Here is a 25,539-nt window from a genome sequence, read left to right on the forward strand (position 1 = left end):
ACGGGGCCAGCATACGGAATCGTCTCGGTGGAGCAGGTTTTTCACGGCTGTGGCGGGAAGACCTGGTGGTAGATCTCGTCGGCGTGGCTGGTGGGTTCGGGAGGTCCGGGGGTGAGGCGGTAGGTGCGGTGGCCGTCGGCGGTGCGGCCGGCGCGCAGGAACAGGTCGGTGGGGTGGGCGGCGGTGTGGCGGGTGTGGGCGAAGTCGTAGAGGTGGGTGACGAGGACCGGTGTGACGCCGGTGTCGACGAGGGCTTCCACGAGCGGGGTGAGGATGTGGGTGGCGTCGCGTTCGCTGGTGGAGGCGAAGGATTCGTTGGACAGCAGCAGGGCGCCGGGGGTGAGGTGGTCGACGACGGCGCGCATGCGGACGAGTTCGTCGACGAGTTTGCCGTAGGTCATGGTGCGGTCTTCGTCGGTGACGAAATGGGTGAAGATGCCGGTGCGCAGTTCGGATTCGAAGGTCTCGGCAGGCACGAACATGCCTGCCTGCAGCATGATCTGGGCGGCGCCGAGGCTGCGCAGGAAGGTGGATTTGCCGCCGTTGTTGGCGCCGGTGACGACCAGCAGGGTCCGTCCGGTCGCGTCGAGGTCGTTGCCGACGACGGCCCGGTCGGTGGCCAGGCACAGGGTGATGTCGCGCAGGCCGGTGGTGCGCAGGCGCGGCGGACCGGCGGGGTGGACGGTCGGCAGGCAGGTCGGGATCCCGGTGGCGCGCAACCGGTCGTGCAGGTTCAGGCAGCCGAGGTAGAAGGCCAGTTCGGTGCGCAGCCGCTCGAAGAAGGCGTGGATGTGGTCGGCGGCGTACGCGACCACCTCGGCGAGATCGGCCAGCGCCTTGTCGCGCAGCTGCACGACCGGGTTGAGGGTGGGGTTGGCGCGGGCCTCGGGGTCCTCGATGGGGTGGAACGCGCGGGCGGCGCGACGGTCGAACCCGAAGCGTGTCCGGCGGGCGGGCAGCGGTGCGCGCAGGACGATGTCGGCGATCTTGTTGCCGATGCCCAGCCCGGCACCGAGGTGGATGCCGTGGTCGAAATGCAAGGCGGTGAGGTGGGTGTCGACGGTGTCGAGGTAGTCCTCGTCGAAGTGTTCGGTCACGGTGTCGGCCAGTGCGCGCAGCCCTGCCGAGGTGAAGGTGTGCGCGCGGCAGTGCGCGCGCAACCGCCGCAGACAGCCGAGCAGTTCGGTGAACGGCGGCAGCGACAGCACCAGTTTGCCGCCCGCGCGCCGTCCACCCCCGGCGGGCCAACGTCGGATCCCGGTCGGTTCCACCGCGATCCGGTACAGCTCACGGACCACCTCGGGCTGGGCCAGGCAGTCGGCCAGCACCGCGTGGCGGTAGCCGATGACCTCGGGATCGGTGAGCGTGGCAGGCACCGTGGCGCGCACCACGTCGAGGATCAGCGGGTCGCCGTCGGCCATGGCCGTGAACAGCGATTCCAGACCCAGATCGGCGACGACATGCGCACCGTTGACGGCGGCACCGGGAATCCGGTCGGCGGGGTGGAGCAGGTTCACTCGCATGCGGTCATCCTGGCGGTCACGAGATCGTAGGTGAGCCCGTAGCGTTCGGCCAGGACCACCGCGTGGGCGTTGCCGTCGGCGGCACGGCGTTCGATCCGGAAGGTGCGGCGCGCGGGATCGCCGGGGGCGGTGGCCGCGACCATGCTGACCGTTTCCGGCCGGTCGGCGGCGAGTTCGTCGAAGAAGGTCACCCACACCGCGACCGAGCCCGCGGCGATGATCTTGTCGAGAATCCGGCGCCCGATCCGGACACCGTCGACCGTGCTGGTGGAACTGAAACTCTCGTTGAGGATGAGCAGGCTGTTCGCGGTGGCGTGGTCGAGGGTGTCACGGACACGGTCGAGTTCGGCCAGCAGGCGGCCGTCGGCGTCAGCGGCCTGTTCGGCACGTTCGAAATGGGTGGTCAGCCGGTCGGGCAGCGGCAGCCGGGCCGCGCGCGCCGGAACCGGGCAGCCCAGCGCGGTGAGATAGGCGAGCTGGCCGACCATGCGCGCGAAGGTGGTCTTGCCGCCCTGGTTGGGGCCGGTGACGATCAGGACGCGTTCGGGCCCGGACAGCTCGAAGTCGTTGCCCACCTCCGGTGGGCCGCCGAGTTTGGCGGCCAGCGCCAGATCGAAGGCGTCTTCGGCGCCGAGGTCGGTGGCCACCACGGTCGGCAAAGTCAGTGGCCTGCCGATCCGGGCCGCGAAGTCGAGATAGCGGAGATAGAAATGGATGTCGCGGTCGAAGGTGACGACGGCGGGATCGAGGAAGTGGGCGTGCCGGTCGGCGAAGGCGGCCAGGCGCGCGAACGGTGCGGGGAACAGGGCCGCGACCCGATCGAGGATCTGTTCCTCCATCTGGTTCATGTCCGGCCATTCCGGCTGCGGGTCCCGCGGCGGCGGGGGACCGGCGCCGAACCGGGCGAGCAATTGTGACACCGTGGCGCTGTAGTCGATCTCGCTGTCGTCGGGGCCGACCTCGATCGTGTCGGTGCCGAGCACCCGGACGCTGTAGCGCACGGTGGCCAGCGCCTGCCGGGTCGCGCGGACATCCTCGCCGAGGTGGGCTAGCCCCGGTCCCGCCACCGCCTCGGTGAGCGCGTCGCGCCAGCGAGACAGTGCTCGCGAGGTCAGGGGACGTGTGGGCAGCGCCGCGGCCATCGCGGTGAGGATATCGAGGTAGTCGGCGGCGGCGTCGAGCTGCCAGCGTTGCTGCTGGCGGGGATGCTGGAGCCGGGCCGCACCGGTCACACGGCGCCGCACCCGCCGCATGCCCGCGGCGAAATCGTCGAAGACCGCGCGGATTTCGGGATCGGCGAGGTCGGCGAAGACTTCCTGCCGGTAGCGCACGATGTCGGGATCGCGGACCGGCCTGCGCATCAGCGCGGTGAGCCCGAACTCGTCCGGCGCGCCGACGACGGCGGCGATCACCTGGTCGAGTCGCAGATCGGCGACGGTCGCGTCATCGACGATCATCGCCGCGACGGTCGAGGGATCCCCCGGCCAGATCACGCTGTCCGCGCGCATCCGCGCCCTCCTCCGCTGTGCCGACGGCGTCCGTGAGGCAGGCTAGGGAGCGGTGCCGCGCCCGTCAAGGATCAAGCGGGCAGCGCCGCGGTGAACACGACCTCGAGTTCGTCGATGACTTCGTCGAGCGCGGTCGTTGACCGGTTCACCCGGCACAGGATCACCGCGCCCTCGACCGCCGCGATCGCCATGGTGGCCAGCCGCTGCGCGCGCGGCGACGGCACCCCGTCGGTCTCGATCGCGGTGACCAGCCCCGCATGCCAGCGCCCGAGGATCGCCGCCACCGAGGGCTGCAGGTGCTCGTCCTCGGGCGAGCTGCCCACCGCCACCGACACCACCGGGCAGCCCGCCCCGAAATCGGACTGTTCGAGCAGCGCGGTCCAGAACTGCCCGAACTGCCGCAATGTCGTGACCGCGCTCTGCGCGGCGGCCTGGTCGATGATGGCGCTGATGGCATCGCCTGCCAGCGTCAGCGATTCGGTCATGATCTGCGCGCGCCCGCCGGGGAAATGGTGATAGACCGAGCCGCGTGGTGCCTCGCTGCGGGCCAGCACGGCATCGATGGTCACTCCGGCCGCACCCCGCTCGCGCAGCAGCTGGACCGCGCTGTGCAGCATTCTCTGGCGAGTGTTGGTGCGGGCTCCCACGGCGGTGACACTCCTGACAAGAGGACGGATCCGGACTTCGCTATGCTACCTCGCATAATCGGGCCGCCGGTCATCAACGCGGCCCCGGGGCGTACGGCGCGGCCTGACCGAGGACGCCCCAGACCCGGACCTCGAAGCGATACTCACCCGGCACCGGCTCGAGCAGCCCCTCGACCGCGTGCACCCCGGGCGGCGGCGCGAGCACCGGACGCAACCCGAGCGCCTGGGCCCATTGATCGACGATCCACCCCGGGTGCTGCGGAAGATGGCCACCCACCTGGCCTTCGAGGGACAGCACTGCCTCCCGCTCGTCGTCGTCGGTGACCGACGGCGCGACGAACCAGGCCAGCGGCAACAATCCTGACATCCGGCCGAGTTCGTTGAGATGGGTGGCGACCGCGTCCTCGATGGTCGCGCTCAGCTGTGTCAGGTTCATGACCGCCATCTTGCTAGGTGGTGCGCGCCTTCTCCCGCTCGGCGGCCGAGGTGGCCTTGAGTGCCTCGAACCGGACCGCGGCACCGGCGGCACCCCAGCTGCCTTCGGGGATCTCGCGGATCAGCGTCCACACGTGCAGGGCCTGGGGGCTGTGCGGGTCGAGTCCGGCGGCGGTGACGACCGCGGTGTGCACGTCGGCGATGAGTCCTTCCTTGCGGCGCGCCGAGAGCGCGCCCGCGGGCACGGTGATCTCGACGCGGAAGCGCGGACTGCCACCCGCGCGTCCACCGACGGCGAGCTGGGTGGCGTCGATCTCGTGGAAGTACACCCAGCTGATCTCGCGGAAGAACTCGGTGTCGGGGGCGCCTTCCCAGCGCAGCAGGATCGTCGCGAGCTCGTCGAGGAGCTGCGGGCGGACGGCGTCGGGGATGGATCCGCGGACGGCGGTGACATCGATCATCGGCATGGGGACTCCTCGGGGCGGTGGAACTGATTTCCTATGCAGTATTGCATAGGACCTAGGAAATGGGACAGGCCCTTCGGCAAAACGGCCGTTTCGGGACGGTCGTACTACCGTGCACAGTTTTGCCCCGGTTATGTCGCAGATACGTTGCGTCACTTCCAACCAAACGTAAACGCAAATGGTTCGAGGTACATCGAGCATGAGGGAGAAGCTGACCACCGATAATGTTCACTTATCGGAGGTTAGGCGCTGACGGTCAGGAATCGAACCGTGAAGGGGCGACACGGATTTCGTTTCGTCGGAAACGTAAGCAATTGACGAAACCAACGTTACGATTCTCCCGTGTCGAGCGTCTGCAACTATCCGGGCTGTGCCCGCCCCATCACCCGCGGCGGCGGCCCCGGCCGTCCCTCCGAATACTGCGACCACCCGGACCACACACGATGGCGGGCGTGGCGGGAAAGGCAACGGCTCCAGCAGGAGTCGGAGGCCACACCCGCTTCCGTCACTGTGACGCAACAAGGCCCGGTGACGGTGGCACGGTTGCGCGCCGACGAACTACTCGGCCAATTCCGTGGACTGGCCGAACAATTGGGCACCACCCTGAACGCCGCCGTCGCCGAACTACAGACCCTGGGTGACCCGTCGGTCGCCGAAGCGCAGGTCCAGGCGGTACAGGCCGACGCCGCCCGCCGCATCGCCGAAGCCGAAATGACCGCCGTCGCCACCGAACAGGCACGCCGCGAAGCCGATGAGGCCCGCGCACTCGCGGAATCGGTCGCCCAGGACGCGGTCACTGCCGCCGAACAGGCCGAACAGGCTGTCACCGAAGCACTCGCCGCCCGCGACGAGGTCCTCGCCTCGGTCGACCGCGTCACCAAACAGGCCGCCGAGGACGTGTTCGCCGCCCGCAGCGAGGCCGACGCCGACATCCGGGCCGCCCAGCAGAAGGCCGCCGACGATATCGCCGCCGTCGAGCGAGAGTCCGCCGAGACCATCGCTCGCGCCGAAGAACGCGCCGCCACCGAGATCGCGCACGCCCGCCGCGACGCCGAGGCCCGCATCGCCGCCGCCACCGCCGAACGCGACCTGGCCATCCAGCGCGCCGCCGACGCCGACCGCGCCACCGCCCGCGCCGAACAGGCCACCGCCGAACGGGTCGAAGCCGCCGCCGAGGCCCGCGAGGAATGGCGCAGGGCCCGCGCCGAACTCGATACCGCCCGCACCGAACTGGACCAGACCCGGCTCGAACTCGCCGAGCTGCGGCGCACCGCGAGCGCGGAGGCCGACCAGCGGCGCGCCGAAGCCGCGGCCGCGCTCGACCAGGCCAGGGCAGAGGCCGCCGAGCGAGTGGCCGCGCTCGACGAGGTCCGTCAGGAGACCCTCGCCCGGGCCGAGCGCGCCGAACGTCGTCTCGACGATCTGCTCGCCGCCACCAGAACGGCTGTGCCGCAGCCATGATCGGGGTAACGCTCGCCTGACGCGACGGGCTCGACTAGCCTGTGCGGTCATGACCGAGCAGCCCGGACCCCTGGAAACGACCCGTGAATTCGCCGCCCTCGATCTCGCGGACATGCTGAACGAGGAACCGACCTACCAGGGCCCGTCGCCGCGCACGCGGCTCATCGCGATCGTGGTGGTGGCGGCCCTGATCCTGGGTGTCGCCGCTACCACCCTCGCCCTGCTGCTCGGCTAGGCCGGGCGCGCCAGCGGCGTATCGGGGTCGCCGGAGTTGCGCAGGGCGACCACCTGCTGGGGCACCCAGTAGACCCGGCCGAACTCGAACTCCTGATACATGCCGTCGTCGTGGCCGATCTCCTCGGACATCGGCCAGCCCAGCGGGCCGTTCTCGTAACCGGAGGCGGCCCAGCGGGCGCCGATGGCCCCGTGTACCCGATAGGCCGGGCGGCCCGCGCGCCGGTAGACGATCCCGCCCTGGAAGGCCTGGGCGAGGCCGGGTCCGGTGCCGCGCGGGTCGGGCAGTTCGGTGTGCTCGGCGATCGGGTAGCCGAGCGGCCCGGCCTCCCAGCCGAGTTCGGCGTACTTGGTCATGATCGCGGTCGGGATGGCGTGGGCGTCGGTGGCCGGGTGCCAGTAGACGTAGCCGTGTTCGAACTCCGCGAAACGCCCGATTCCGTCGGGTGTGGCGATCTCGCCGTCGGTGCGGCGCTGCCCCAGCCACGGCGACACGGCGGCCCGGTCATCGATCGCGTTGGGGCTGGCACCGGCGAAATCGGCGACGTGACCGGCGAAGACATCCCAGGGGAAGTTCGGGCCGACATCGGTGTGGCTGCCGATGCCGAGGGCGCGGGTCACGTAGTTGTGGTCGGTGATGCCCTCGGCCACCCGGTAGTCGGGGGCGATCACGGCGGTGGCGTAGCCGTGGCGCAGGGCGCTGCGCACGGCGATATACGCGGCGATGCGCAGGTCGGCGTCGATGGCCAGCCACTGCTGGCGCGACCAGGCCACCCGGCTCCCCGCGAAGCACAGGTTCACCGTGAACGGGTTGGCCGACAGCACCGACCACGACGCCAGTTCCTCGGGCACCACCCGCGCCAGCACGCCGTCGCGCAGGGTGTAGTGGTAGGAGACGCCGTTGGCGGGGTTGTTGAGGTAGGCGGCCAGGGATTCGGCGGTGCCGTTGCCTTCCTGGGTGTGCAGGATGAAATTGGTGATGCGGGCGCCGTCGCGCGGCGAGTGCGAGGGGCCGAGCCGGTCGATCTCGGTGAACCGCGGGACGTTGATGGTGCGGTCCAGGGCCCACTGGCCGAAATCGGGGGCGAGGATGTCGTTGACGTCGACCGAGGTGCCGTCGATCTTCGGCCCCGGGTTGGTGGGGGTGTCGATCACCCGCTGGTACAGCACCGCGCGTGGTTCGCGTTCGGTGCCCGACCAGGCGCGGGTCTGCCACACCCAGCCGAATCCGCCGCGGCCACCGACGACCCCGTCCTCCATCGCCCACGCGCACACCCGCGAATGCCCGTAGATCCCGGTATTGGCGGTGCCGAGCACGGCGTTGACGCCGCGGAAGAACTCGACCGCGGTGCTGTTCCACTGGGTGAGCGTGATGTCCTCGTCGACGGCGAAGAAGATCGGCGCGTGCGCGGGGGCGCCCAGGCTCAGATGGGTGGCGCGGGCCTGCTCGGCCATGCGCCTGCCGCCGTCGAAGCCGGTGGTCCAGTCCGAGGGGGTGGCGTCGCCGGGTTTGCCGTACTGCCAGATGGAGACGACATCCAGGCCCGCGGCGGCCAGTGCCCGGGCATACTCCGCGGTGATGGGTTTGGCGCCGAAGTTCGCGCCCGGCCTGCTCGGCGAGACGTAGGCGAGGACCGCCGAGTGGCCTGCGGCGGCGATGGCCGCGGGATCGATGAGCCGGGCGGCGAAATCGACAGCGGTAGACATGGTTGACCCCCTGCGAGACGGCATTTTCCGATGGTCTGGTTCACGCCGGGTGACCGAGGATCTCACCCTGGGAAAAGTCTAGGTGAAAGCCGTAGGCGCGCACTATGATTCACTCACGAACAGCGACGTACCCGGCGCGACGGGCGAGCAAACCCGTCACCGGGTATCCGCGGGCGGCGTGTCGCGTCCCGCGTGTGCGGGTGAACGGTAGCGGACGCGCCCGGCGCCCGGTTCACTGATACCCATGGCCTCCACCGCTAGACCTCGCAGACACCAGCGACCGGGGGCGCCCGCCGCCGCGGTCCCGCCCGGCGAACTGGTCGTGCTCACCGCGCCGACCGGTCCCGAGATCACCGCCCGCGCGCTGCGGGAGAACCGGTCGGTGCGAGGGCACGTCGACGAGATCCTGCCCGCGACAGCGCGTCTGGAACCGATCTTCGGCCCCGGCAACCGGCTGGCCGACCGGCTCGCCGAGACACCGCAGGCACCGTCGGCCGGTGACTACCTCAGCTACTACACCGTGCGCGGCGCGGCAGGCGATCTCGATGAGCTCGCGGAGCGGCTGCGCGCGGACGACACCGTGGCCGCGGCCTACGTCAAGCCCGCGGCCGAACCGCCGCTCGCGCCGCTGGCCGCGAACACTGTCGCCGCGGAGGCCCCGGCGGTGACCCCCGATTTCCGTCCCCGCCAGGCCTATCTGGACGCGGGCCCGACCGGGATCGACGCCGTGTGGGCCCAGACCAGGCCCGGCGGGCTCGGCACCGGGGTGCGGGTGATCGACGTGGAGGGCGCGTGGCGGTTCACCCACGAGGACCTGCGCCAGAACCAGGGCGGGGTGATCGGCGGGAGCGCCGCCGACGATCTCGGCTGGCGCAACCACGGCACCGCGGTCGCCGGGGAGATCAGCGGCGACCTCAACGCCTTCGGGATCACCGGTATCGCTCCCGAGGCACACATCCGGGCTGTGTCGATCTTCGGGATCGGCTCGGCGACCGCCATCCGCTCGGCCGCCGACGCCCTGGATCCCGGTGATGTGCTGCTGATCGAACTGCACCGGCCCGGACCGCGATTCGGCTACCGCGCCACCGGGGATCAGCGCGGCTACATCGCGGTGGAGTGGTGGCCCGACGATTTCGCGGCCGTGCGGTACGCGGTCGGGCGCGGTGTCATCGTGGTCGAGGCCGCGGGCAACGGGGGTGAGAACTTCGACGACCCGGTCTATGAGACCCGTCCCGCCGATTTCCCCGCCGACTGGCGCAATCCGCTGCGGGGCAGTGCGGCCGACTCCGGTGCGATCGTGGTCGGCGCGGGCGCCCCACCGCGGGGTCTGCACGGCCGCGATCACGGTCCGGCCCGTTCCCGACTGGCGTTCTCCAACTACGGGGCACGCGTGGACACGCAGGGGTGGGGGCGGGAGGTCACCACCACCGGCTACGGCGATCTCCAGGGCGGACCCGACGAAGACCTGTGGTACACCGACGAGTTCAGCGGCACCTCCAGCGCGTCACCGATCGTGGTCGGCGCGATCGCGGCCTACCAGGGGATGCTGGCGCGGACCGGGACCCGGGCGACGCCCGAGCAGGTCCGGGCCCTGCTGCGGGCGACCGGATCCCCGCAGACCGCGGCACCCGGACGGCCGGTGACCCAGCGCATCGGCGCGCTGCCGGACCTGCGCGCGATGATGGAACACGGCGCCACGCCCTGATCACCGGGCAGGCCGCCCGGAAATTCAGGTGTGTCCAGCGGTGACGCGTGGGAGGGTACGGGGATGTCTTCGGGGAACAGCATCAGCGTGCGGGCGGCCGGTGCCAGCGATCAGGACGGCATCGCCGAACTGCTCGCCACCGCTTTCGGTCGCAGGCAGACCAGTGAGGAACTCGGTCACCGGCGCGCGTTGTTCCCGGTGGAGCGCGCCCTGGTGGCCGTGGATGCCGGACAGGTGGTGGGCCACACCGTCGACATCACGATGACGGTGACTGTCCCCGGTGACCGCACCGTCCGCGCGTGTGGTGTCTCGGCGGTAGCGGTGGCGCCGACCCACCGCCGTCGCGGCCTGCTGCGTGCCCTGTACACGGCCCAGCACGCGCGCACCGAGGCCGACGGGTTGCCGTTGACGATCTTCACCGCCAGCGAAGGCACGATCTACGGCCGCTTCGGCTACGACCCGGCCATCACGGACACCACCGTCGCCATCGATCGGCACCGGGCCGAGTTCCGGTCCACCACCCCCGATCCGGGCGGCGTCCTCATGTCCACCCTGGCCGATGCGGCCCCGCAGATCCGCGCGGTCTACGAGCGCTGGCAGCGCCGGACCGCGGGCGCGCAGCAGCGGCCGGAGGCGAAGTGGGCCTTGATGTTCGCCGACCTCGAGGGCCATCGGTCAGGGGCGTCGTCGGTGTTCGTGCTGACCCATCCCGACGGGTACGCGCTGTATCGGCGCCGTCACGAGGGGCGCGAGTCGGTGGTCACGGTGTCGGAATTGCGCGCGGTGACGCCGCACGCGCACGCGGCGCTGTGGCGGGTCCTGCTCGGCCTGGACCTGGTGGACCGGGTGGAAGCCACCCTCGCCGAGAACGATCCGCTGCCCTACCTGTTCGCCGACCCGCGCACCGTGCGGGTCACCGACCGCAGCGACGCGCTGTGGGCACGGGTCATGGACGTTCCCGCGGCATTGACCGCGCGTCGCTACAGCGGTGATCTCGATACCGTCGTCGAGGTCCACGACCCGTTCCGCACGGCGGGCGGCCGGTTCGCGCTACGGGTGCGCGACGGCGTCGCCGAGTGCGCACCCACCACCCGACCGGCCGATCTGGGCCTGGACATCAATGTCCTGGGCGCGCTCTATTTCGGCGCGCACCGGGCGGGCAGGCTGGCGGCCGCGCACCGCGTCCGCGTCGAGAACCCGGCGGCACTGACCGCGTTCGACGCCGCGTTCGCCGCCGAACGGGCACCCGAACTGGGCTGGTTCTTCTGACCCCGGCCGGAAAAGCCCAGCGTGTGCGGCATCCGGAGCGGGGTGTGACCGCGTAATCTCGGTAGCTGTGGATTCGCGCGAGGTCGATCCCATGGTTCGGGTGCGGGGCGCCCGGGTCCACAATCTGCGCGAGGTGAGCGCGGCGATGCCGCGCAACGCGCTGGTCGCGTTCACCGGTGTCTCGGGGTCGGGCAAGTCGTCGCTGGCCTTCGGCACCCTGTACGCGGAATCGCAGCGGCGGTATCTGGAATCGGTGGCGCCGTATGCCCGGCGATTGCTGCATCAGGTCGAGGCGCCCGATGTGGACGAGGTGACCGGGCTGCCGCCGACGGTGGCGCTCGCGCAACGCCGGTCGGCGCCGTCCTCGCGGTCGACCGTGGGCACGGTCACCGCGATCTCGAACACCCTGCGGATGCTGATGTCGCGCGAAGGTGACTATCCGCCCGGCCCGGCCAGAACCGGGCCCGGCCACTATCCGGAGGGCACCAACCGGCTGTACTCGGACGCGTTCTCCCCCAACACGGTCGAGGGCGCCTGTCCGCGCTGTCATGGGCAGGGCGTGGTGCACGAGGCGACCGAGGCGTCGATGGTGCCCGATCCGTCGCTGAGCATCCGCGAGGGCGCGATCGCGTCCTGGCCGGGGGCGTGGCAGGGCAAGAACCTGCGGGACGTGCTCGCCGCGCTGGGCTACGACATCGACCGTCCGTGGCGCGAACTCGCGCCCGCCGCACGCGAATGGATCCTGTTCACCGCCGACAGTCCGGTCGTCACCGTAGAACCCGAGCGGGAACCGCACCGCATCCACCGCCCCTACCAGGGCACCTACACCAGCGCCGAACGGCTGCTGCGGCGCGCGCACGCCGAGTCCAAGAGCGAGAAGACCCGCGCCAGGGCGGCGGAATTCCTGCACACCGCGGTCTGCCCGGTGTGTGCCGGGCGGCGGCTGAAACCCGAAGCGCTCGCGGTGACCTTCGCCGGTCACAACATCACCGAACTGGCCGAACTGCCGATCAGCGAGCTCGCCGAGATCCTGCGCCCGTACACCGCGGGCACCGCCGCGGTCGCCGTGCTCACCCAGGACCTCACCTCACGGCTGGATGTGCTGATCGAGCTGGGGCTCGGCTATCTCAGTGTGGATCGGGAGAGCCCGACGCTGTCGGGTGGGGAGTTGCAGCGGTTGCGGCTGGCCGGGCAGTTGCGGTCGGGATTGTTCGGTGTCGTCTACATTCTCGACGAACCCTCGGCCGGTCTGCATCCCGCCGACACCGCGGCGCTGACGACGGTGCTGGACCGGCTCAAGGACTCCGGCAACAGCGTGTTCCTGGTCGAACACGATCTCGACGTGGTGCGGCACGCGGACTGGCTGATCGATATCGGGCCCGGCGCGGGCGTGCACGGGGGACAGGTGCTCTACAGCGGGGAGGTCGCGGGCTTGCGGACGGTGACCGAATCGGTGACCCGCCCGTACCTGTTCGGCGAGATCGTTCCGCCCGCCCGCCGCGAACGCGTGCCCACGGGGACTCTGGCGGTGCGGGGGATCACCCGGCACAATCTCGTCGGTCTCGATGTCGATGTGCCGCTGGGGGTGTTCACCGCGATCACCGGAGTCTCCGGTGCGGGGAAATCGACGCTGCTGCACGCGGTGTCGAGCGCCGCCGAGGCGGATGCCGCGATCGGCCGGGTGGTCGAGGTGGATCAGGCGCCGATCGGGCGGACCCCACGCTCGAACCTGGCGACCTACACCGGCCTGTTCGACACTGTCCGCAAGCTCTTCGCCGACACCCCGCAGGCGCGGGCGCGCGGATACGGGGTGGGGCGGTTCTCGTTCAATGTCGCCGATGGCCGCTGCCCCACCTGCCAGGGCGAGGGCTACATCACGGTGGAACTGCTGTTCCTGCCCAGCACCTACAGTCCCTGCCCGGACTGTCACGGCGCCCGCTACAACCCCGAAACTCTCGAGATCACCTACCGCGACACCACCATCGCCGAAGTGCTGGATCTGACCGTGGACGCCGCGGCCGAATTCCTCGCCGACGTCCCGGCTGTGGCCCGTGCACTGCGCACTCTCGCCGAGGTCGGGCTGGGCTATCTGCGGCTGGGACAACCGGCGACCGAGCTGTCCGGCGGGGAGGCGCAACGGGTGAGACTGGCCACCGAACTACAGCGGGTACGGCGCGGCGACACCGTCTACCTGCTCGACGAACCGACCACCGGCCTGCACCCCGCCGACACCGATGTGCTGCTCGCCCAGCTCGATTCGCTCGTCGACACCGGTGCCACGGTGGTCGTGGTCGAGCACGAGATGACCGTTGTCGCGCGGGCGGACCAGGTGATCGACATGGGTCCCGGTGGCGGCGCGCAGGGTGGGCGGATCGTGGCGCACGGGACACCGCGGCAGGTCGCGGCCGATCCGGTCAGCCGGACCGCGCCGTTCCTGCGGGAGCACACCGGATGAGCGGGCGCGACGGCACCCGCCGGGCCATGCTGGTCGCGGGGAGTTGTTCGTTCCTGCTCGGGCTGGTGCTGCTGTTGTGGCCGGGCCGCAGCACCGCCACGTTGGCGTTGGTGTTCGGCACCGCGTTGCTGGTGAGCGCGGGGATGCAGGTGTATCTGGCGTTCTCGGCGCGGATGGCGATCTGGTTGCGGGGACTGGTGGTGGTCAGCGCGACCCTCACCGGCATTCTGGCCATGCTGGCCTTCAGCGGGGGCACGATCGAGCTGCTGGCGCTGTGGATCGGGATCGGGTGGGCGGTGCGCGGGACCGTGCAGGCGCTGGTCGCGGCCTGGGACGACGGGCTCGCCGGTGGCGCGCTGCACGAGGTGTGCGGGGTGGTGACCGCGGTCATCGGGATCGTGGTGATCGCCATGAAATTCGAGACCGTCACCGGATTGGCGACCCTGGCCGGGGCGGCGCTGCTGATCATCGGGGTGCTCGAGCTGCTGACCGGCGGGCTGCTGCGGTCCGCGCTGCGCGGACCGGTCACCGGCCCCTGAGCTCGACCGCATCACGCCACGCCTTCGAACGCAGCAGGCGGAGACCGTTGAGCCCGACCAGCACCGTGGACCCCTCGTGCCCGGCCACCCCCAACGGCAGCGGCAGATGCCCGACCAGATCCCACACCACCAGCACGGCGATGAACCCGCCCGCGATGACCAGATTCGCCAGCACCACCCGGTGCGCGCGGCGCGAGAGCCGCACCAGGGCGGGAATGCTGGTGAGGTCGTCGCGCACGATCACCACATCGGCGCTCTGCAAGGCCAGATCGGATCCGGCGCCACCCATCGCGATCCCGACCGGCGCGGCCGCCAGCGCGGGCGCGTCGTTGATACCGTCGCCGACCATCGCCACCCGCTCCCCGGCCGCGTGCAGGGCCCGCACCGCGCGCACCTTGTCCTCCGGCAGCAGTTCGGCCCGTACCTCGTCGATGCCGACGCGGCGGGCCAGCGAGGCGGCGGTGACCGGGTTGTCGCCGGTGAGCAGAATCGGGGCGGCACCGGTGGTTTGGGTGACCGCGGCGACGGTGGTGGCGGCATCGGGGCGGACCTGGTCGGTGATGCCGAGCACCGCGATCGGGGTGTGGTCACGGAGGACGACGACAGCGGTGTGCCCGCGGGCCTGCAGCTCGGCGACCACGGGGTGCGCGGTGGCCAGCAGGGCCGGGGAGCCCACCTGGACGACGCTGCCCTCGATCCGGGCGCGCACCCCACGTCCGGGTTGGGCGGCGAAGTCGTGCGCGAGCGGCAGGGGCAGGTCCCGTTCCCGGGCCGCGTCCACGATCGCGCTGGCCAGGGGATGTTCGCTGGAATGTTCGGCGGCCGCGGCCAGGCGCAGCGCCTCGTCCTCGCCGGTGGCCGTGTCGAGTACCGCGATCTCGCCGAGGACCGGCACGCCGCGGGTGAGGGTGCCGGTCTTGTCGAACACGACCCGGGTGGTGGTGCCGAGTTCTTCCATCACCACCGCGGACTTGACCAGCACACCGTGGCGGCCCGCGGTGGCGATGGCCGCGAGCAGCGGCGGCATGGTGGCCAGCACCACCGCGCAGGGGGAGGCGACGATCATGAACGTCATCGCGCGCAGCAGCGCGTCCTGCAGTGTCGCACCGAAACCCAGCGGCACCAGGAACACCGCGAGGGTGGCTACGACCATGCCCAGCGAATAGCGCTGCTCGATCTTCTCGATGAACAGCTGCCGCTTCGCGCTGGTCCGGCTCGCCTCCTCGACCAGTCCGGCGATGCGTGCCACCACCGAGTCCTCGGCGCGCCGCTGGACCCGCACCCGCAGCACGCCGGTGCCGTTGAGGGTGCCCGCGAACACGGTGTCGCCCGGGTGTTTGTCGACCGGCAGGGATTCGCCGGTGACGGTGGCCTGGTCGACATCGCTGGCCCCGTCGATGACGCACCCGTCCGCCGGGATCCGCGCACCCGGGCGGACCAGCACCAGCGCGCCGATCTCGAGCCCGGCGGCCGCGACCGTGTGTTCGCCGTCGTCGGTGAGCACGGTCGCGGTGTCGGGAGTGAGGTCGAGCAGGCCGCGCACGGAGTCCTCGGTGCGGGCGGTGGCCAGCGCTTCGAGCGCGCCGGAGGTGGCGAAGATGACGATGAGCAGCGCCCCGTCGAAGACCTGCCCGAGCGCGGCGGCGCCGAGCGCGGCCACCACCATCAGCAGGTCGACATCGAGGGTTTTCTCGCGCAGTGCGCGCAGGCCCGCCAGCCCGGGTTCCCAGCCGCCGGTGGCGTAGCAGGCCAGATACAGCGTCCACCACAGCCACGACGGTGTCCCGGCGAGCTGGGCGAGGCCGCCGAGGACGAACAGTCCCGTCGCCGCGGCGGCCCAGCGCATCTCGGGCAGCGCCGTCCACCGGGTGCGCCGCCCGGCGAGCACCGGGCGGGTGGCGGGGCGGACGGGCGTGGCGGTGGACGAGGCCACGGGGCACCTCCGGAAGGTCAGGGGATGGACACCGCGACAATAACAGAACAAATGAAGAGGTATTCATGTGTTGCTCGCGGGTTAGACTGCGGCCATGGGACACGGTGTCGACGGCCACGACCGGCCGATCGGACGGCTCGACGCGGACGCCGCCGCGCACGTCGCCACGACCTTGCAGGCCCTGGCCACCCCGAGCCGGCTGCTGATCCTGAGCGAACTGCGCCAGGGCCCGCGCCCGGTCACCGAGCTCGCCGACGCGGTGGGCATGGAACAGTCCGCCGTCTCCCACCAATTGCGGCTGCTGCGCAACCTCGGCCTGGTCACCGGCACCCGCGCCGGGCGCAGCATCGTCTACACCCTCTACGACAACCACGTCGCCCAGCTGCTCGACGAAGCCGTCTACCACAGCGAACACCTGCGCCTGGGCCTGGCCGAGCGCCCCGACGCCGCGAGCTGACCGCCCGTCCGGGACGCGAATCACGCACTCGCGGAGCGCTTTTCGGCCCGTGGACGAACATCCGGACAACGCCGGATGGCGGGCGGCGGAGCGGGTGTTGAACTCTGCGTGCCCGGCGGTTCACAGCTGGGGTAACTGTGCTGCCCGCCGGTAGCGTGGCCCGCGGCGTGCGCACGGGAGGGCCCGGTCGCCGCGCCGCGTCCGCAGCCGATCTGAGCCCAGGAGAATGTGGTGTCGCGCGTAACCCCCGGCATAGCAGCCGATGTCGTCCAGCGAGAAGAGCTGGCCATGCGGCGTATGACCGAGAGTCTGGTCGAAGACCTGTCCGAGAACGTGCCCGTCGACCAGGTGACCTCGGCGGTGGGTGCCGCGCATACGCGTTTCGACGGCAAACCGATCCGGGAGTACGTGCCGATCCTCGTCGAGCGGATCGTACGTCGCGAACTGGCCGACCCCGACCCGACCGTGCGGGTCCCCGCACCGGCCACGGTCCGGCTGACGAAAACCGAACCGGCGCACCGCAGCCCGGCCGGGGAACACCGGCGCGGCGTGAGCAGGCGCGCGGTGCTGCCGCTGACGATCGGCGCGGCCGGGGTGGTCGTCGCCGTCACGGCCGGGGCTGTGCTGTGGCCCGGCGGCGGGGAGGCGCCCGCGGCGGCACCGGCCGCGCTCACGGTGGTGCGCGGGGTGGTGGGCTCGGAGAAGATGGCGTTCTTCGCCGACGAGCGCGTGGTACGGGTGCTGGCCGAACACGGGGTGCGCGTGGAGGTGGAACCGGCCGGATCGCGTCAGATCGCCACCACCGTCGACCTGGACCGCTACGATTTCGCGTTCCCGTCGAGCAGCCCGGCCGCCGAGCGCATCCAGCGTCAGCGGGGGATCACCACCAAGTACACGCCGTTCTCCTCGCCGATCGCCATCGCCACCTACCGTCCGATCGCCGACCTGCTCACCGCGGCCGGGGTGATCGTGCCGGGCCCGGTCACCACCTTCGACATGAACAAATACCTGGAACTGACCGCCGGTGGCGTGCAGTGGGACGACCTGCCCGGCAACACCACCTACCCCGTGGCCAAGAACATCCTGGTCTCGACCACCGACCCGCGCAGCTCCAACTCCGCGGCCATGTACCTGTCGATCGCGAGCTACGTGGCCAACGACCACACCATCGTGCGCGGCGCCACCGCCGAAGCGCACGTGCTGCCCGCGCTGTCGAAACTGTTCCTCGCCCAGGGCTACACCGACAACAGCAGCGAGGGCCCGTTCAACCAGTACCTGGCCAACGGCATGGGCCCCACCCCGCTGGTGTGCATCTACGAGGCCCAGTTCGTCGGGGCCGCGGCCCAGGGGCGCATCACCCCGGACATGGTGCTGGCCTACCCGACCCCGACCGTGCTGTCCAACCACACCCTGGTCCCGCTGACCGGCACCGGCGACAAGATCGGCGCCCTGCTCGGCGAGAACCCGGACCTGCGCCGCCTCGCTGCCGAACACGGGTTCCGCACCGGCGACAACGCCCAGTTCAGCGCCGTCGCCGCCGAACACGCGGTGCCCGTCCCGACGGAGCTGATCGACATCGTCGACGTCCCCGCCTACGACACCCTCGAACATCTGCTCGACGGAGTCGCCGCCTCCTACAACTGATTTCCGCGCCGCCGATGAGTTCTCCCGGCACGCCCCGTCTCTATGAGTGCTACCTGTAGCCGAGATCCGGGAGAGCCTCATGACCGCCAGCTCCGCTGTCACCACCGGCACCATCGCGGTGCCCGATGCCCGCCTGTACTACGAGGTCAGGGGCTCGGGCCCGCTGATCGTGCTGGTCGGCGCGCCGATGAACGCCGCCTCGTTCGCGCCGCTGGCGCAACACCTCGCCGCCACCAACACCGTGCTGACCACCGATCCGCGCGGCCACTTCGCCAGCCCCCTCGACAACCCCGACCGGGATTCGGCGGTACTCGACCGCGCCGCGGACCTGGCCCGCCTGATCACCCACCTGGACGTGGGTCCGGCGGTGGTGTTCGGGTCCAGCGGCGGCGCGGTGAGCGCGCTGGCGCTGGCCCAGCAGCACCCCGATCTGGTCACCACCGTCGTCGCCCACGAACCGCCCCTGCGTGAACTGCTGCCCGACGCCGACGCCGAGCGTGCCCGCACCGAGGACATCATCGCCACCTACGCCACCGGCGATGTGGTCGGCGCCTGGCAGAAGTTCTTCGACCAAGCCGCTCTCGGGATCCCGCCGGAGGTGGTGGCGCAGATGTTCGGTGGCGAACGCGATGCCCAGCAGGTGGCCAGCGAACGCTACTGGTTCGCCCACGAACTGCGTCCCACCACCGCGTGGGTGCCCGATCCGCCGCTGCTGGGTTCGGTCCCGACCCGGGTGCTCATCGGCATCGGCGCCGAGTCCACCGGACAGTTCTGCGATCACACCTCCCGGCGGCTCGGCGCCGAGCTGGGGGTCGAGCCGGTCCTGTTCCCCGGCGACCACATCGGGTTCGTGGATCATCCGGCCGAGTTCGCGGCCCGGCTGCAGGAGGTGCTCGACGCATCCTGATTTCGGCAGTCGATGCAAGTTCGCAGGCACTGCGGATGTCAGCGTGTCGTCGCGGCGGAAGCCTTCCTACCTGCGAAAATGGTGACGCGCCGATACCCGTCGGCCTTCGCCTGCCAGCTGAAGGGAAGCCTGATTTGCTGCCCAGCACGGAGAGTCTCCTGCGTTTCGCACGATCGGGTCGAGGGTCCGCCGCTCTGGGTGGTGTGGCCGCGGTCTGTGCCGGGCTGGCGGTCTCGGTCGGGGTCGTGGCCTCGACCGGCCCGGCGTCGGCCGGTGAACTCCTGCGCAAGAGCCCGCACACGGTGACCAAGACCTACACCACGACCACGACGCTGAAGAGCACCCGCACGACCGTGACCCAGTCGCGGACCACCGTGCTGGTGCCGCTGCTGCGCCCGTCGGGATCGGGCGCGCCACCGACCACACTGGTCGTGGTCACGAAGACGGAGACCTCCCGCAATCAGCCCGCGACGGTGTACAAGACCGTGGTGAACGAACCGGTGTACATCGCCGAGACCGTGGCCCCACGAGTTACCGAGACGGTGACCGTGGCCAAACCGCCACCGCGTCACCCGCGCTGATCATCGCAGGGTGCCGACGGCCCCGGCCCCGACACCCTGCCTACCTGTCGCGGGTGGCCGGGCAATCGACCCGTAGAGGCGCGGCTATTCGGGCTCGGTGAACACCGTGTGCGCGGCACGGCGGACATCGAGATCGGGATGGTCGCGTAACCGGGCCAACAGGTCGATCCAGCCGTTCGACCAACCGAACTGCGGCCCGCACCTGCCGATGATCGCGACGGCGGCCAGGACCGTGGCGGGTGCCGGACTGGCGGCGAGCTCCGCACTGAGCGTGTGCAGCACCTCCGGGGCGGTGGAAGTGACGCCGTCGTGGAGGCGCTGGGAGAGGTGCTGGGCGGGCCGGGTCACCAGAGCTCCGGTGGCGTAGGGCGCGACCGCGTCGAAGAGGTCGATGACTCCGGCCGGGTCGGTCCAGCGCACGGCGGCGACTCTCAGCTGGATGAGCTCGTCGTGCCAGAGCGGGTCATCGGCCAGCAGTTCCGCCACCGGAGCGGCCAGCGGCCGGAGCTCGTCGACGGTGCGAAGCAGCGGCACGAACCCGGACAGCAGCGCCGAGAGCCGCTGGTGCGCGGGCAGATCCCGGCCGGGTGCGGTGAACCCGTCGGCGCGCAACCGGACCAGCGCGGTCGACAGCGTGGTGACATCACCGGACTCGCGCACACCCGCCAACAGCGCCTGTACGGCGTCTCGCCACACCCCGATCCGGTCGAGATCGCTGAGCTGGTCGACGATCACGCCATCGGTGCCCGGTGGCGCCCACCGCTGCCAGCCGCTCAGCGCGCCGAGGGCCGGACCGGCCAGCCGCGGATCGGACTGCGCGGCCAGATCCCGCACGAACGCCGCGAACCGCGTCCGCTGCGGCACCGGCACCAGGAACGGCCGGATATCGAGGATCGCGCTGCCCACCTCGGGATCGGTGGCGGCCCGGCCGAGCAACGTCCATGCCGCCTCCTGGTCGAGCAGGAACCGGGTGCCGAACACGGCGGCGCGGCGTACATCCCGGTGTGCGTCGGGCCGCTGGACCAGTTCGGCCATCACCGTCGTCGCGTCGGGTGCCCGCAGTGCGGCCAGCAGCCGGATGCCTTCCTTCGCCGCGGTGATCTTGCGGGAGGCGAGCAACGGGGTGACAGCGACGGACACGCGGTCCGGTGGGAGGTCCCGCGCACACGCCGCGATACTGCTGACCGCCACCCGCGCCCGGTCACCGTCGACGTGACCGGCCAGGATCTCGATGGCCCGCTCGGGTTCGTCGCTCCTGCCGAGCGCGGTGAGCGCGGCTTCGGCGGTGACCAGTTCGCCGTGCTCGGCGAACCAGTGCACCCGGGCGAGACTGCCCGGCAGCCTGCCCAGCGCACGCACCGCCGCGGCCTGCTGATACGGCTGGGTCGCGCGGCCGCGCGCGTGGTCGTCGAGCAGCCGCGCGTACCGGTCGAGGTGGTGTTCGGACCAGCGCTGGAATCCGGTGTGGAACATCGGCACGAAGATCACGTCGGCGGGCAGGAACCGGCCGGGCGTGGTCGTGTTGAGCAGGGCGTCGAGCAGATCGGTCCGGCGGGTGGCGATGTGGTGCCGCACCGATGGCAGCGTGATCAGCGAGCGATCGTGCGCCAGCAGTTCGTCCAGGTGCGCGTCGCGGGTGGCGGGAGCGGCCAGCGCCAGCGTCACCGCGTGGCGCACGGTCGCGTCGGAGGTCGACCGGGCGGCGCGCACGAGCAGCTGTTGCAGCTCGGGCAGATCGTAGGCGCGATGGGCGAGCCCTTCGGCCAGGTCCAGGCACAGGTCCCAGGCGTCGCGCTGGGCGTCGGCGGCGAGTCGATCGCGCAGCGCCGCGACCAGCTTCTGTTCGGCTCCGCGCGGCAGATTGTGGTGCAGGCCGCGCAGATTCGGCGCGCTCGTCACCTCCGCCAGCCGGGTGTGTACGCGCAGCGCGGTGTCGGTGAACGCGCGGTCGTCGCGATGACTGCCGCACAGCAGCAAGGTGCGGGCCAGGTAGGCCACGGCGGTCGTTGTCGCCCATGAGCGGTCGCGGGCCTGCAGCGCGTCGGTGGCGATCTGCTCGAGACCGGGCAGATGCTCCGCACGCCACAGCGACATCGGCACCATGCGCAAGGCCCGCAGTGCGCTGGAACGGACCGGGTCCTGTTCGTTGCGGATTCGCCCGAGCACCCCGAGCAGATCCGTGATCACCTCGGGGTCACGACTCCCCGTGGCGGCGGTGATCAGCAGCGGGTACGCCCGTGCGCGTTCCTCGGCCGTGGGTCGTCGCACCGCCTCGGTGAGCACGGGCCGCGCCTGCGCCCAGGGCAGGCGGGCGGTGAGCCGGTCGGCGACCTCGGGCACATCGGTGGCGCCCGGCCGGGCGAGCAGTTCCCGCGCCACCGCATGCCGGGCGGGACCGGGCAGCTCGTCGAGCACGGCGGTGTCGACCTCGCCGGGAGCCCGGCCGGGGCGCACGAGGTCGGCCGCGGCGATCGCGGCACGCTGGGACGGCGGGATCGTGTGCAAGAACCGGCGCCGAGTCCCCAGCGGGCAGGCCAGATACAGCTCGCGCAGGTCGTCGTCGGGCAGTGCGCGCAGCGCCCGCCACAAAGCGGGTCCACCCAGCACCCTGCCGTGCCCGCTGGGATGGCGCATGAGCTGCCGCACGGCCGCGACATCATGACGAGCGAGCACACCGGCCACCGGGTCGAGCTCGGTGAGCGGCACAGAGACCACGGCCTCGGCGGCCAGCGCCAGCAGTCCATCCGGATCGAATCCGGCGGCGGCCACCGGATTCGCCGTCAACCACGACCACAACTCCCGCCACTCCGCGCGCCCCGCACCCGCCGACCGCGACCGCACGAAGTCGAAGACCACACCGATGTGCGCCCGCCCCAGCCTGTTCCAGTTCGGGACGGCGTAGGCGAGATCGGGCAGCCACCCGGCGACCGCCGCGGCCGAGCACCCCGGCAGCACCCGCGCGGCTTCGGCATCACCGAATCGTTCCCGCAGCAGCGGAACCAGCGCGTCGGCGAGCGCGGGCCGATCGCCGCGGCCGAGCACCCGGATCACGGCATAGCGCACCCGCTGCGACATTCCCGGCAGCCGTTCCAGCACGATCCCCGGTTCGATCCCGAGCCGGATCAGGGCGGTCATGGCGGGACCGGCGACGGCCTGATCGGGTGACTCGAGTTGTGCCAGCAGGAATTCACGTGCGCCACCGACATAGGCCAGGTACCCGGCGACCCGGCTCCCCGAAGACCCCTCGGCGGCCACCTCGTCCAGCAAACGATCCAGCTCCGGCGTCCCCGCCAGTCGCCGTGCCGTCGCGGCCAGTGTCCGCATGCGTTGCGGCACCGACATTCCCGCGACCCCGCCCACCAGTTCTCTCCCCGTCTGCATGCCGCCACGGTAGTCGCCGGGTCCGACAAGAACTGGCATGCTCGGGACATGAGTGATCACGAAGGGACACAGCTGTTCCATCAGACGATGCCGTTCACCGAACGACTCGGCATCGAGGTACTCGAACACAGCCCCCAGATCGTGCGCAGCAGACTGGCCTGGGACCCGACCCTGTGCACCCTGGGCGGTGCCCTGCACGGCGGCGTCCTGATGTCACTGGCCGACGCGACCGGCGCGGTCTGCGCCTACCTGAACCTGTCGGAAGGCAAACAGGGCACCACCACCGTCGAATCGAAAACCAACTTCCTGCGCGCGATCCGCTCCGGCCACGCCACCGCCACCGCCCGCCCCCTCCACGCGGGCCGCAGCTTCATCGTCGTCGAAACCGAAATCCGCGACGACGAAGACAAACTCGCCGCCAAGATCACCCAGACCCAGGCGGTCCTGTAGCCGACTACCCCGCCACTAGCGTCGGTGGATGGTGGCCAGCCACGCCGGGCTGGCTTCGTCGAAGCGGGTGCGCAGGTGGGCGGGTTCGATGGTGGCGATCTGCCAGGCGGGGGAAGCGAAGGCTGTTGTGATGGCGGTGCGGGTGACCGGGTGAGGGCCGGGGTTCGGGCCGGTGTCGCTGAAGCACAGGAGGTAGACGGTGGCGCCGGGGGTGGTGATGGTGGTGAGGCCGGTGGCGTAGCGGGACTGTTCGGTGGAGTCGAAGGTGTGGAACAGGGCGGAGTCGAGGATCGTGTCGAAGCGGCGGTGCAGGCGGTCCAGGCGTAGAGCGTCGGCCAGGGTGAATTCGATATCTAGGCCGTGGTCGGCGGCTTTGCGGCGGGCGATGGTGAGGGCGGGTTCTGCGACGTCGATGCCCACGACCTGCAGGCCGTGGGCGGCGAGGGCGACGGTGTTGTCGCCGGTACCGCAGCCAGCGTCGAGGACCTCCCCGGTGAACGCGCCCGCCGCGATCAGCTCGGCCACCGCGGGTTGCGGCGCACCGATGTCCCAGGGTGCGGGGCCGGGGAGGTAGGAGGCCGACCACGGCCTGCCGCTGGCACGTTCGTGGCTGGTCGATGGGCGGTCCTCGGCGTCGGTCATCGGATGAACTGGGCGCAGCGTTCGGCGAGATCGAGCACCGGTTGCGGGAACACACCGAGCAGCACGGTCGCACCGGCACCGAAGGCGATGACGAGCGTGGTCGCGAACGGCGCGGTGACGGTGGGCGCGTCGGCGGGTGGGTCGGTGAAGAACATCAGCACGATCACCCGCACATAGAAGAACGCGGCGATGGCCGAGCAGATCACGCCGATGACCACCAGCGGGGTGTAGCCCGCGCCCGATGCGGCGGCGAAGACCGCGAACTTGCTGACGAAACCGCTGGTCAACGGCAGACCGGCGAACGAGAGCAGCAGCAATGCGAACGCCGAGGCCAGCCAGGGGGACCGGCGGCCGAGCCCGGCCCAATGCGACAGCGCGGTCGCTTCGTCGCCGGAGCCGTCACGCACCAGGGTGACCACCGCGAACGCGGCGACCGTGCCCAGCCCGTAGGCCAGCAGATAGAACAGCACCGCGGCCACTCCGGCGGTGTCGGCGGCGACGAGACCCACCAGCAGGAACCCGGCGTGCGCGATCGAGGAGTAGGCGAGCATGCGCTTCACATCGGTCTGGGTGATCGCCATGACCGCACCGACCACCATGGTCGCCACCGCGATGGCGGCCAGCACGGGCCGCCAATCGTCACCCAGCGTGGGAACGGCGACCATCAGCACCCGCATGGTCGCGCCGACCGCGGCGATCTTGGTGGCCGCGGCCATGAACCCGGTGATCGGTGTCGGCGCACCCTGATACACGTCGGGCACCCATGCCTGGAACGGGACGACACCGATCTTGAACAGCAACCCGACCGCGAGCATCCCGATCCCGAGCAGCGCCAGCGTCGCGTCCTCGGGCCGCTGATCCATGGCCGCGCCGATGCCTGCCAGCGACACCGTCCCGGTCTGCCCGTAGAGCAGGGCGACACCGTAGAGGAAGAACGCCGAGGAGAACGCCCCGAGCAGGAAGTACTTGAGCGCCGCCTCCTGCGACAGCAGCCTGCGGCGCCGGGCCAGCCCGCACAGCAGATACAGCGGCAGCGACAGCACTTCCAGCGCGACGAACATCGTCAGCAGATCGTTGGAGGCGGGAAACAGCAGCAGACCGCCCAGCGCCAGCATGGTCAACGGGAAGACCTCGGTGGTCGACACCCCGGCGCGTACCGCGGCCAGCTCGTCCTTACTGCCCGGCACCGCCGAGGCCTGCGGGGTGAACGCGTCCACGCCACGTTCGAGGGTGGCCGCGGCGCGGCTCCAGGTGCCCGGCCCGCTGCGTGCCCGCGGCACGGCGCCGCGTTCGGCGATCAGCAGCAGCCCGAGCAACGCGACCAGCAGGATGGTGCCCTGCAGGAACAAGGTCACCCCGTCGATGGCGACCGCGCCCACCGCCGCGGTGGCGCGCGATCCCGACAGCAGCACCACGGCCACCAGGGCGCCGATCACGCCGCCGAGGCCGAGACCGAGCTGGGTGAGATACCGCGCCGGGCGCGGCACGAAAGCCTCGACGAGCACACCGACGACACCGACCGCGAACACGATCAGCATCGGCGCGAGCAGGTGGTATTCGATGCTCGGTGCGGGCAGGGTGGCGGCGAGCTCGTTGC

The 25,539-nt window shown here is 71.0% G+C and carries 21 protein-coding genes; 11 read left to right on the plus strand and 10 right to left on the minus strand.

What is annotated here, in order from left to right:
* Positions 1-41 precede the first annotated feature (41 nt).
* The 5 genes from WA675_RS05440 to WA675_RS05460 form a co-directional block, all read right to left on the minus strand.
* Positions 42-1,523: a MutS-related protein gene (locus WA675_RS05440; protein ID WP_336082439.1), complete on the minus strand. Its 1,482-nt coding sequence runs from the start codon at positions 1,521-1,523 to the stop codon at positions 42-44.
* The gene (locus tag WA675_RS05445) at positions 1,514-3,031 is read right to left on the minus strand and encodes a MutS-related protein (protein WP_336082441.1); all 1,518 of its coding nucleotides are present in this window, start codon (positions 3,029-3,031) and stop codon (positions 1,514-1,516) included. The genes WA675_RS05440 and WA675_RS05445 overlap by 10 nt, the downstream gene beginning before the upstream one ends.
* Before the next feature lie 71 nt (positions 3,032-3,102).
* Positions 3,103-3,648, minus strand: a complete 546-nt coding sequence (locus WA675_RS05450) for a TetR/AcrR family transcriptional regulator (RefSeq protein WP_336082443.1) — start codon at positions 3,646-3,648, stop codon at positions 3,103-3,105.
* A 103-nt stretch (positions 3,649-3,751) separates the two neighbouring features.
* Complete coding sequence (locus tag WA675_RS05455; protein WP_336082444.1) at positions 3,752-4,114, minus strand: hypothetical protein; 363 nt, start codon at positions 4,112-4,114, stop codon at positions 3,752-3,754.
* A gap of 13 nt (positions 4,115-4,127) precedes the next feature.
* Positions 4,128-4,580, minus strand: coding sequence for a tautomerase family protein (locus WA675_RS05460; RefSeq protein WP_336082446.1), 453 nt, complete (start codon positions 4,578-4,580; stop codon positions 4,128-4,130).
* Positions 4,581-5,105: 525 nt separating this feature from the next.
* Here WA675_RS05460 and WA675_RS05465 point away from each other — a divergent pair.
* Entirely contained in the window at positions 5,106-6,038 is a 933-nt protein-coding gene (locus tag WA675_RS05465) for a hypothetical protein (RefSeq protein WP_336082448.1), read from the plus strand.
* Between the two features lie 49 nt (positions 6,039-6,087).
* Positions 6,088-6,273 carry a hypothetical protein gene (locus WA675_RS05470; protein ID WP_336082450.1) on the plus strand — a complete coding sequence of 62 codons (186 nt, stop codon included), beginning with the start codon at positions 6,088-6,090 and terminating at the stop codon, positions 6,271-6,273.
* On the opposite strand, the gene WA675_RS05475 is transcribed toward WA675_RS05470, so the two are convergent.
* The gene (locus WA675_RS05475; protein WP_336082452.1) at positions 6,270-7,979 is read right to left on the minus strand and encodes a glycoside hydrolase domain-containing protein; all 1,710 of its coding nucleotides are present in this window, start codon (positions 7,977-7,979) and stop codon (positions 6,270-6,272) included. The genes WA675_RS05470 and WA675_RS05475 overlap by 4 nt on opposite strands.
* Before the next feature lie 244 nt (positions 7,980-8,223).
* Here WA675_RS05475 and WA675_RS05480 point away from each other — a divergent pair, with 244 nt between their 5' ends.
* From WA675_RS05480 to WA675_RS05495, 4 genes are all read left to right on the plus strand, one after another.
* Complete coding sequence (locus tag WA675_RS05480; RefSeq protein WP_336082454.1) at positions 8,224-9,684, plus strand: S8 family peptidase; 1,461 nt, start codon at positions 8,224-8,226, stop codon at positions 9,682-9,684.
* Positions 9,685-9,747: 63 nt separating this feature from the next.
* Complete coding sequence (locus tag WA675_RS05485; RefSeq protein ID WP_336082456.1) at positions 9,748-10,953, plus strand: GNAT family N-acetyltransferase; 1,206 nt, start codon at positions 9,748-9,750, stop codon at positions 10,951-10,953.
* Between the two features lie 91 nt (positions 10,954-11,044).
* A complete protein-coding gene (locus WA675_RS05490; RefSeq protein WP_336082458.1) occupies positions 11,045-13,408 on the plus strand; it encodes an excinuclease ABC subunit UvrA in 2,364 nt (787 codons plus the stop codon).
* Positions 13,405-13,947 carry a DUF308 domain-containing protein gene (locus tag WA675_RS05495; RefSeq protein WP_336082460.1) on the plus strand — a complete coding sequence of 181 codons (543 nt, stop codon included), beginning with the start codon at positions 13,405-13,407 and terminating at the stop codon, positions 13,945-13,947. Before WA675_RS05490 ends, WA675_RS05495 begins: the two co-directional genes overlap by 4 nt.
* Here WA675_RS05495 and WA675_RS05500 read toward each other — a convergent pair.
* Positions 13,934-15,880, minus strand: coding sequence for a heavy metal translocating P-type ATPase (locus tag WA675_RS05500; protein WP_336082461.1), 1,947 nt, complete (start codon positions 15,878-15,880; stop codon positions 13,934-13,936). The two genes, WA675_RS05495 and WA675_RS05500, sit on opposite strands and share 14 nt — an antisense overlap.
* A 94-nt stretch (positions 15,881-15,974) precedes the next feature.
* Here WA675_RS05500 and WA675_RS05505 point away from each other — a divergent pair, with 94 nt between their 5' ends.
* From WA675_RS05505 to WA675_RS05520, 4 genes are all read left to right on the plus strand, one after another.
* Positions 15,975-16,337 (plus strand): ArsR/SmtB family transcription factor, encoded by a 363-nt coding sequence (locus WA675_RS05505; protein ID WP_336082462.1) that lies wholly within the window; start codon positions 15,975-15,977, stop codon positions 16,335-16,337.
* A gap of 231 nt (positions 16,338-16,568) precedes the next feature.
* Positions 16,569-17,981 (plus strand): three-helix bundle dimerization domain-containing protein, encoded by a 1,413-nt coding sequence (locus tag WA675_RS05510; RefSeq protein ID WP_336082464.1) that lies wholly within the window; start codon positions 16,569-16,571, stop codon positions 17,979-17,981.
* 79 nt (positions 17,982-18,060) lie between these two features.
* On the plus strand, positions 18,061-18,888 hold the full coding sequence (locus WA675_RS05515; protein WP_336082466.1) for an alpha/beta fold hydrolase: 828 nt from the start codon (positions 18,061-18,063) through the stop codon (positions 18,886-18,888).
* Positions 18,889-19,091: 203 nt separating this feature from the next.
* A complete protein-coding gene (locus tag WA675_RS05520) occupies positions 19,092-19,469 on the plus strand; it encodes a hypothetical protein (RefSeq protein WP_336082467.1) in 378 nt (125 codons plus the stop codon).
* A gap of 84 nt (positions 19,470-19,553) precedes the next feature.
* Here WA675_RS05520 and WA675_RS05525 read toward each other — a convergent pair whose 3' ends face one another.
* A complete protein-coding gene (locus tag WA675_RS05525; protein ID WP_336082469.1) occupies positions 19,554-22,850 on the minus strand; it encodes a hypothetical protein in 3,297 nt (1,098 codons plus the stop codon).
* A 48-nt stretch (positions 22,851-22,898) separates the two neighbouring features.
* Here WA675_RS05525 and WA675_RS05530 point away from each other — a divergent pair, with 48 nt between their 5' ends.
* The gene (locus tag WA675_RS05530; RefSeq protein WP_336082470.1) at positions 22,899-23,300 is read left to right on the plus strand and encodes a PaaI family thioesterase; all 402 of its coding nucleotides are present in this window, start codon (positions 22,899-22,901) and stop codon (positions 23,298-23,300) included.
* A 15-nt stretch (positions 23,301-23,315) separates the two neighbouring features.
* Here WA675_RS05530 and WA675_RS05535 read toward each other — a convergent pair whose 3' ends face one another.
* Both WA675_RS05535 and nuoN read right to left on the minus strand, forming a co-directional pair.
* Positions 23,316-23,942 carry a class I SAM-dependent methyltransferase gene (locus WA675_RS05535; RefSeq protein ID WP_336082472.1) on the minus strand — a complete coding sequence of 209 codons (627 nt, stop codon included), beginning with the start codon at positions 23,940-23,942 and terminating at the stop codon, positions 23,316-23,318.
* Positions 23,939-25,480 carry an NADH-quinone oxidoreductase subunit NuoN gene (gene nuoN / locus WA675_RS05540; protein WP_336082836.1) on the minus strand — a complete coding sequence of 514 codons (1,542 nt, stop codon included), beginning with the start codon at positions 25,478-25,480 and terminating at the stop codon, positions 23,939-23,941. Before nuoN ends, WA675_RS05535 begins: the two co-directional genes overlap by 4 nt.
* Between the last annotated feature and the right edge of the window lie 59 nt (positions 25,481-25,539).

The organism is Nocardia sp. SSK8, assembly GCF_037034205.1.
Taxonomy (GTDB): Bacteria; Actinomycetota; Actinomycetes; order Mycobacteriales; family Mycobacteriaceae; genus Nocardia.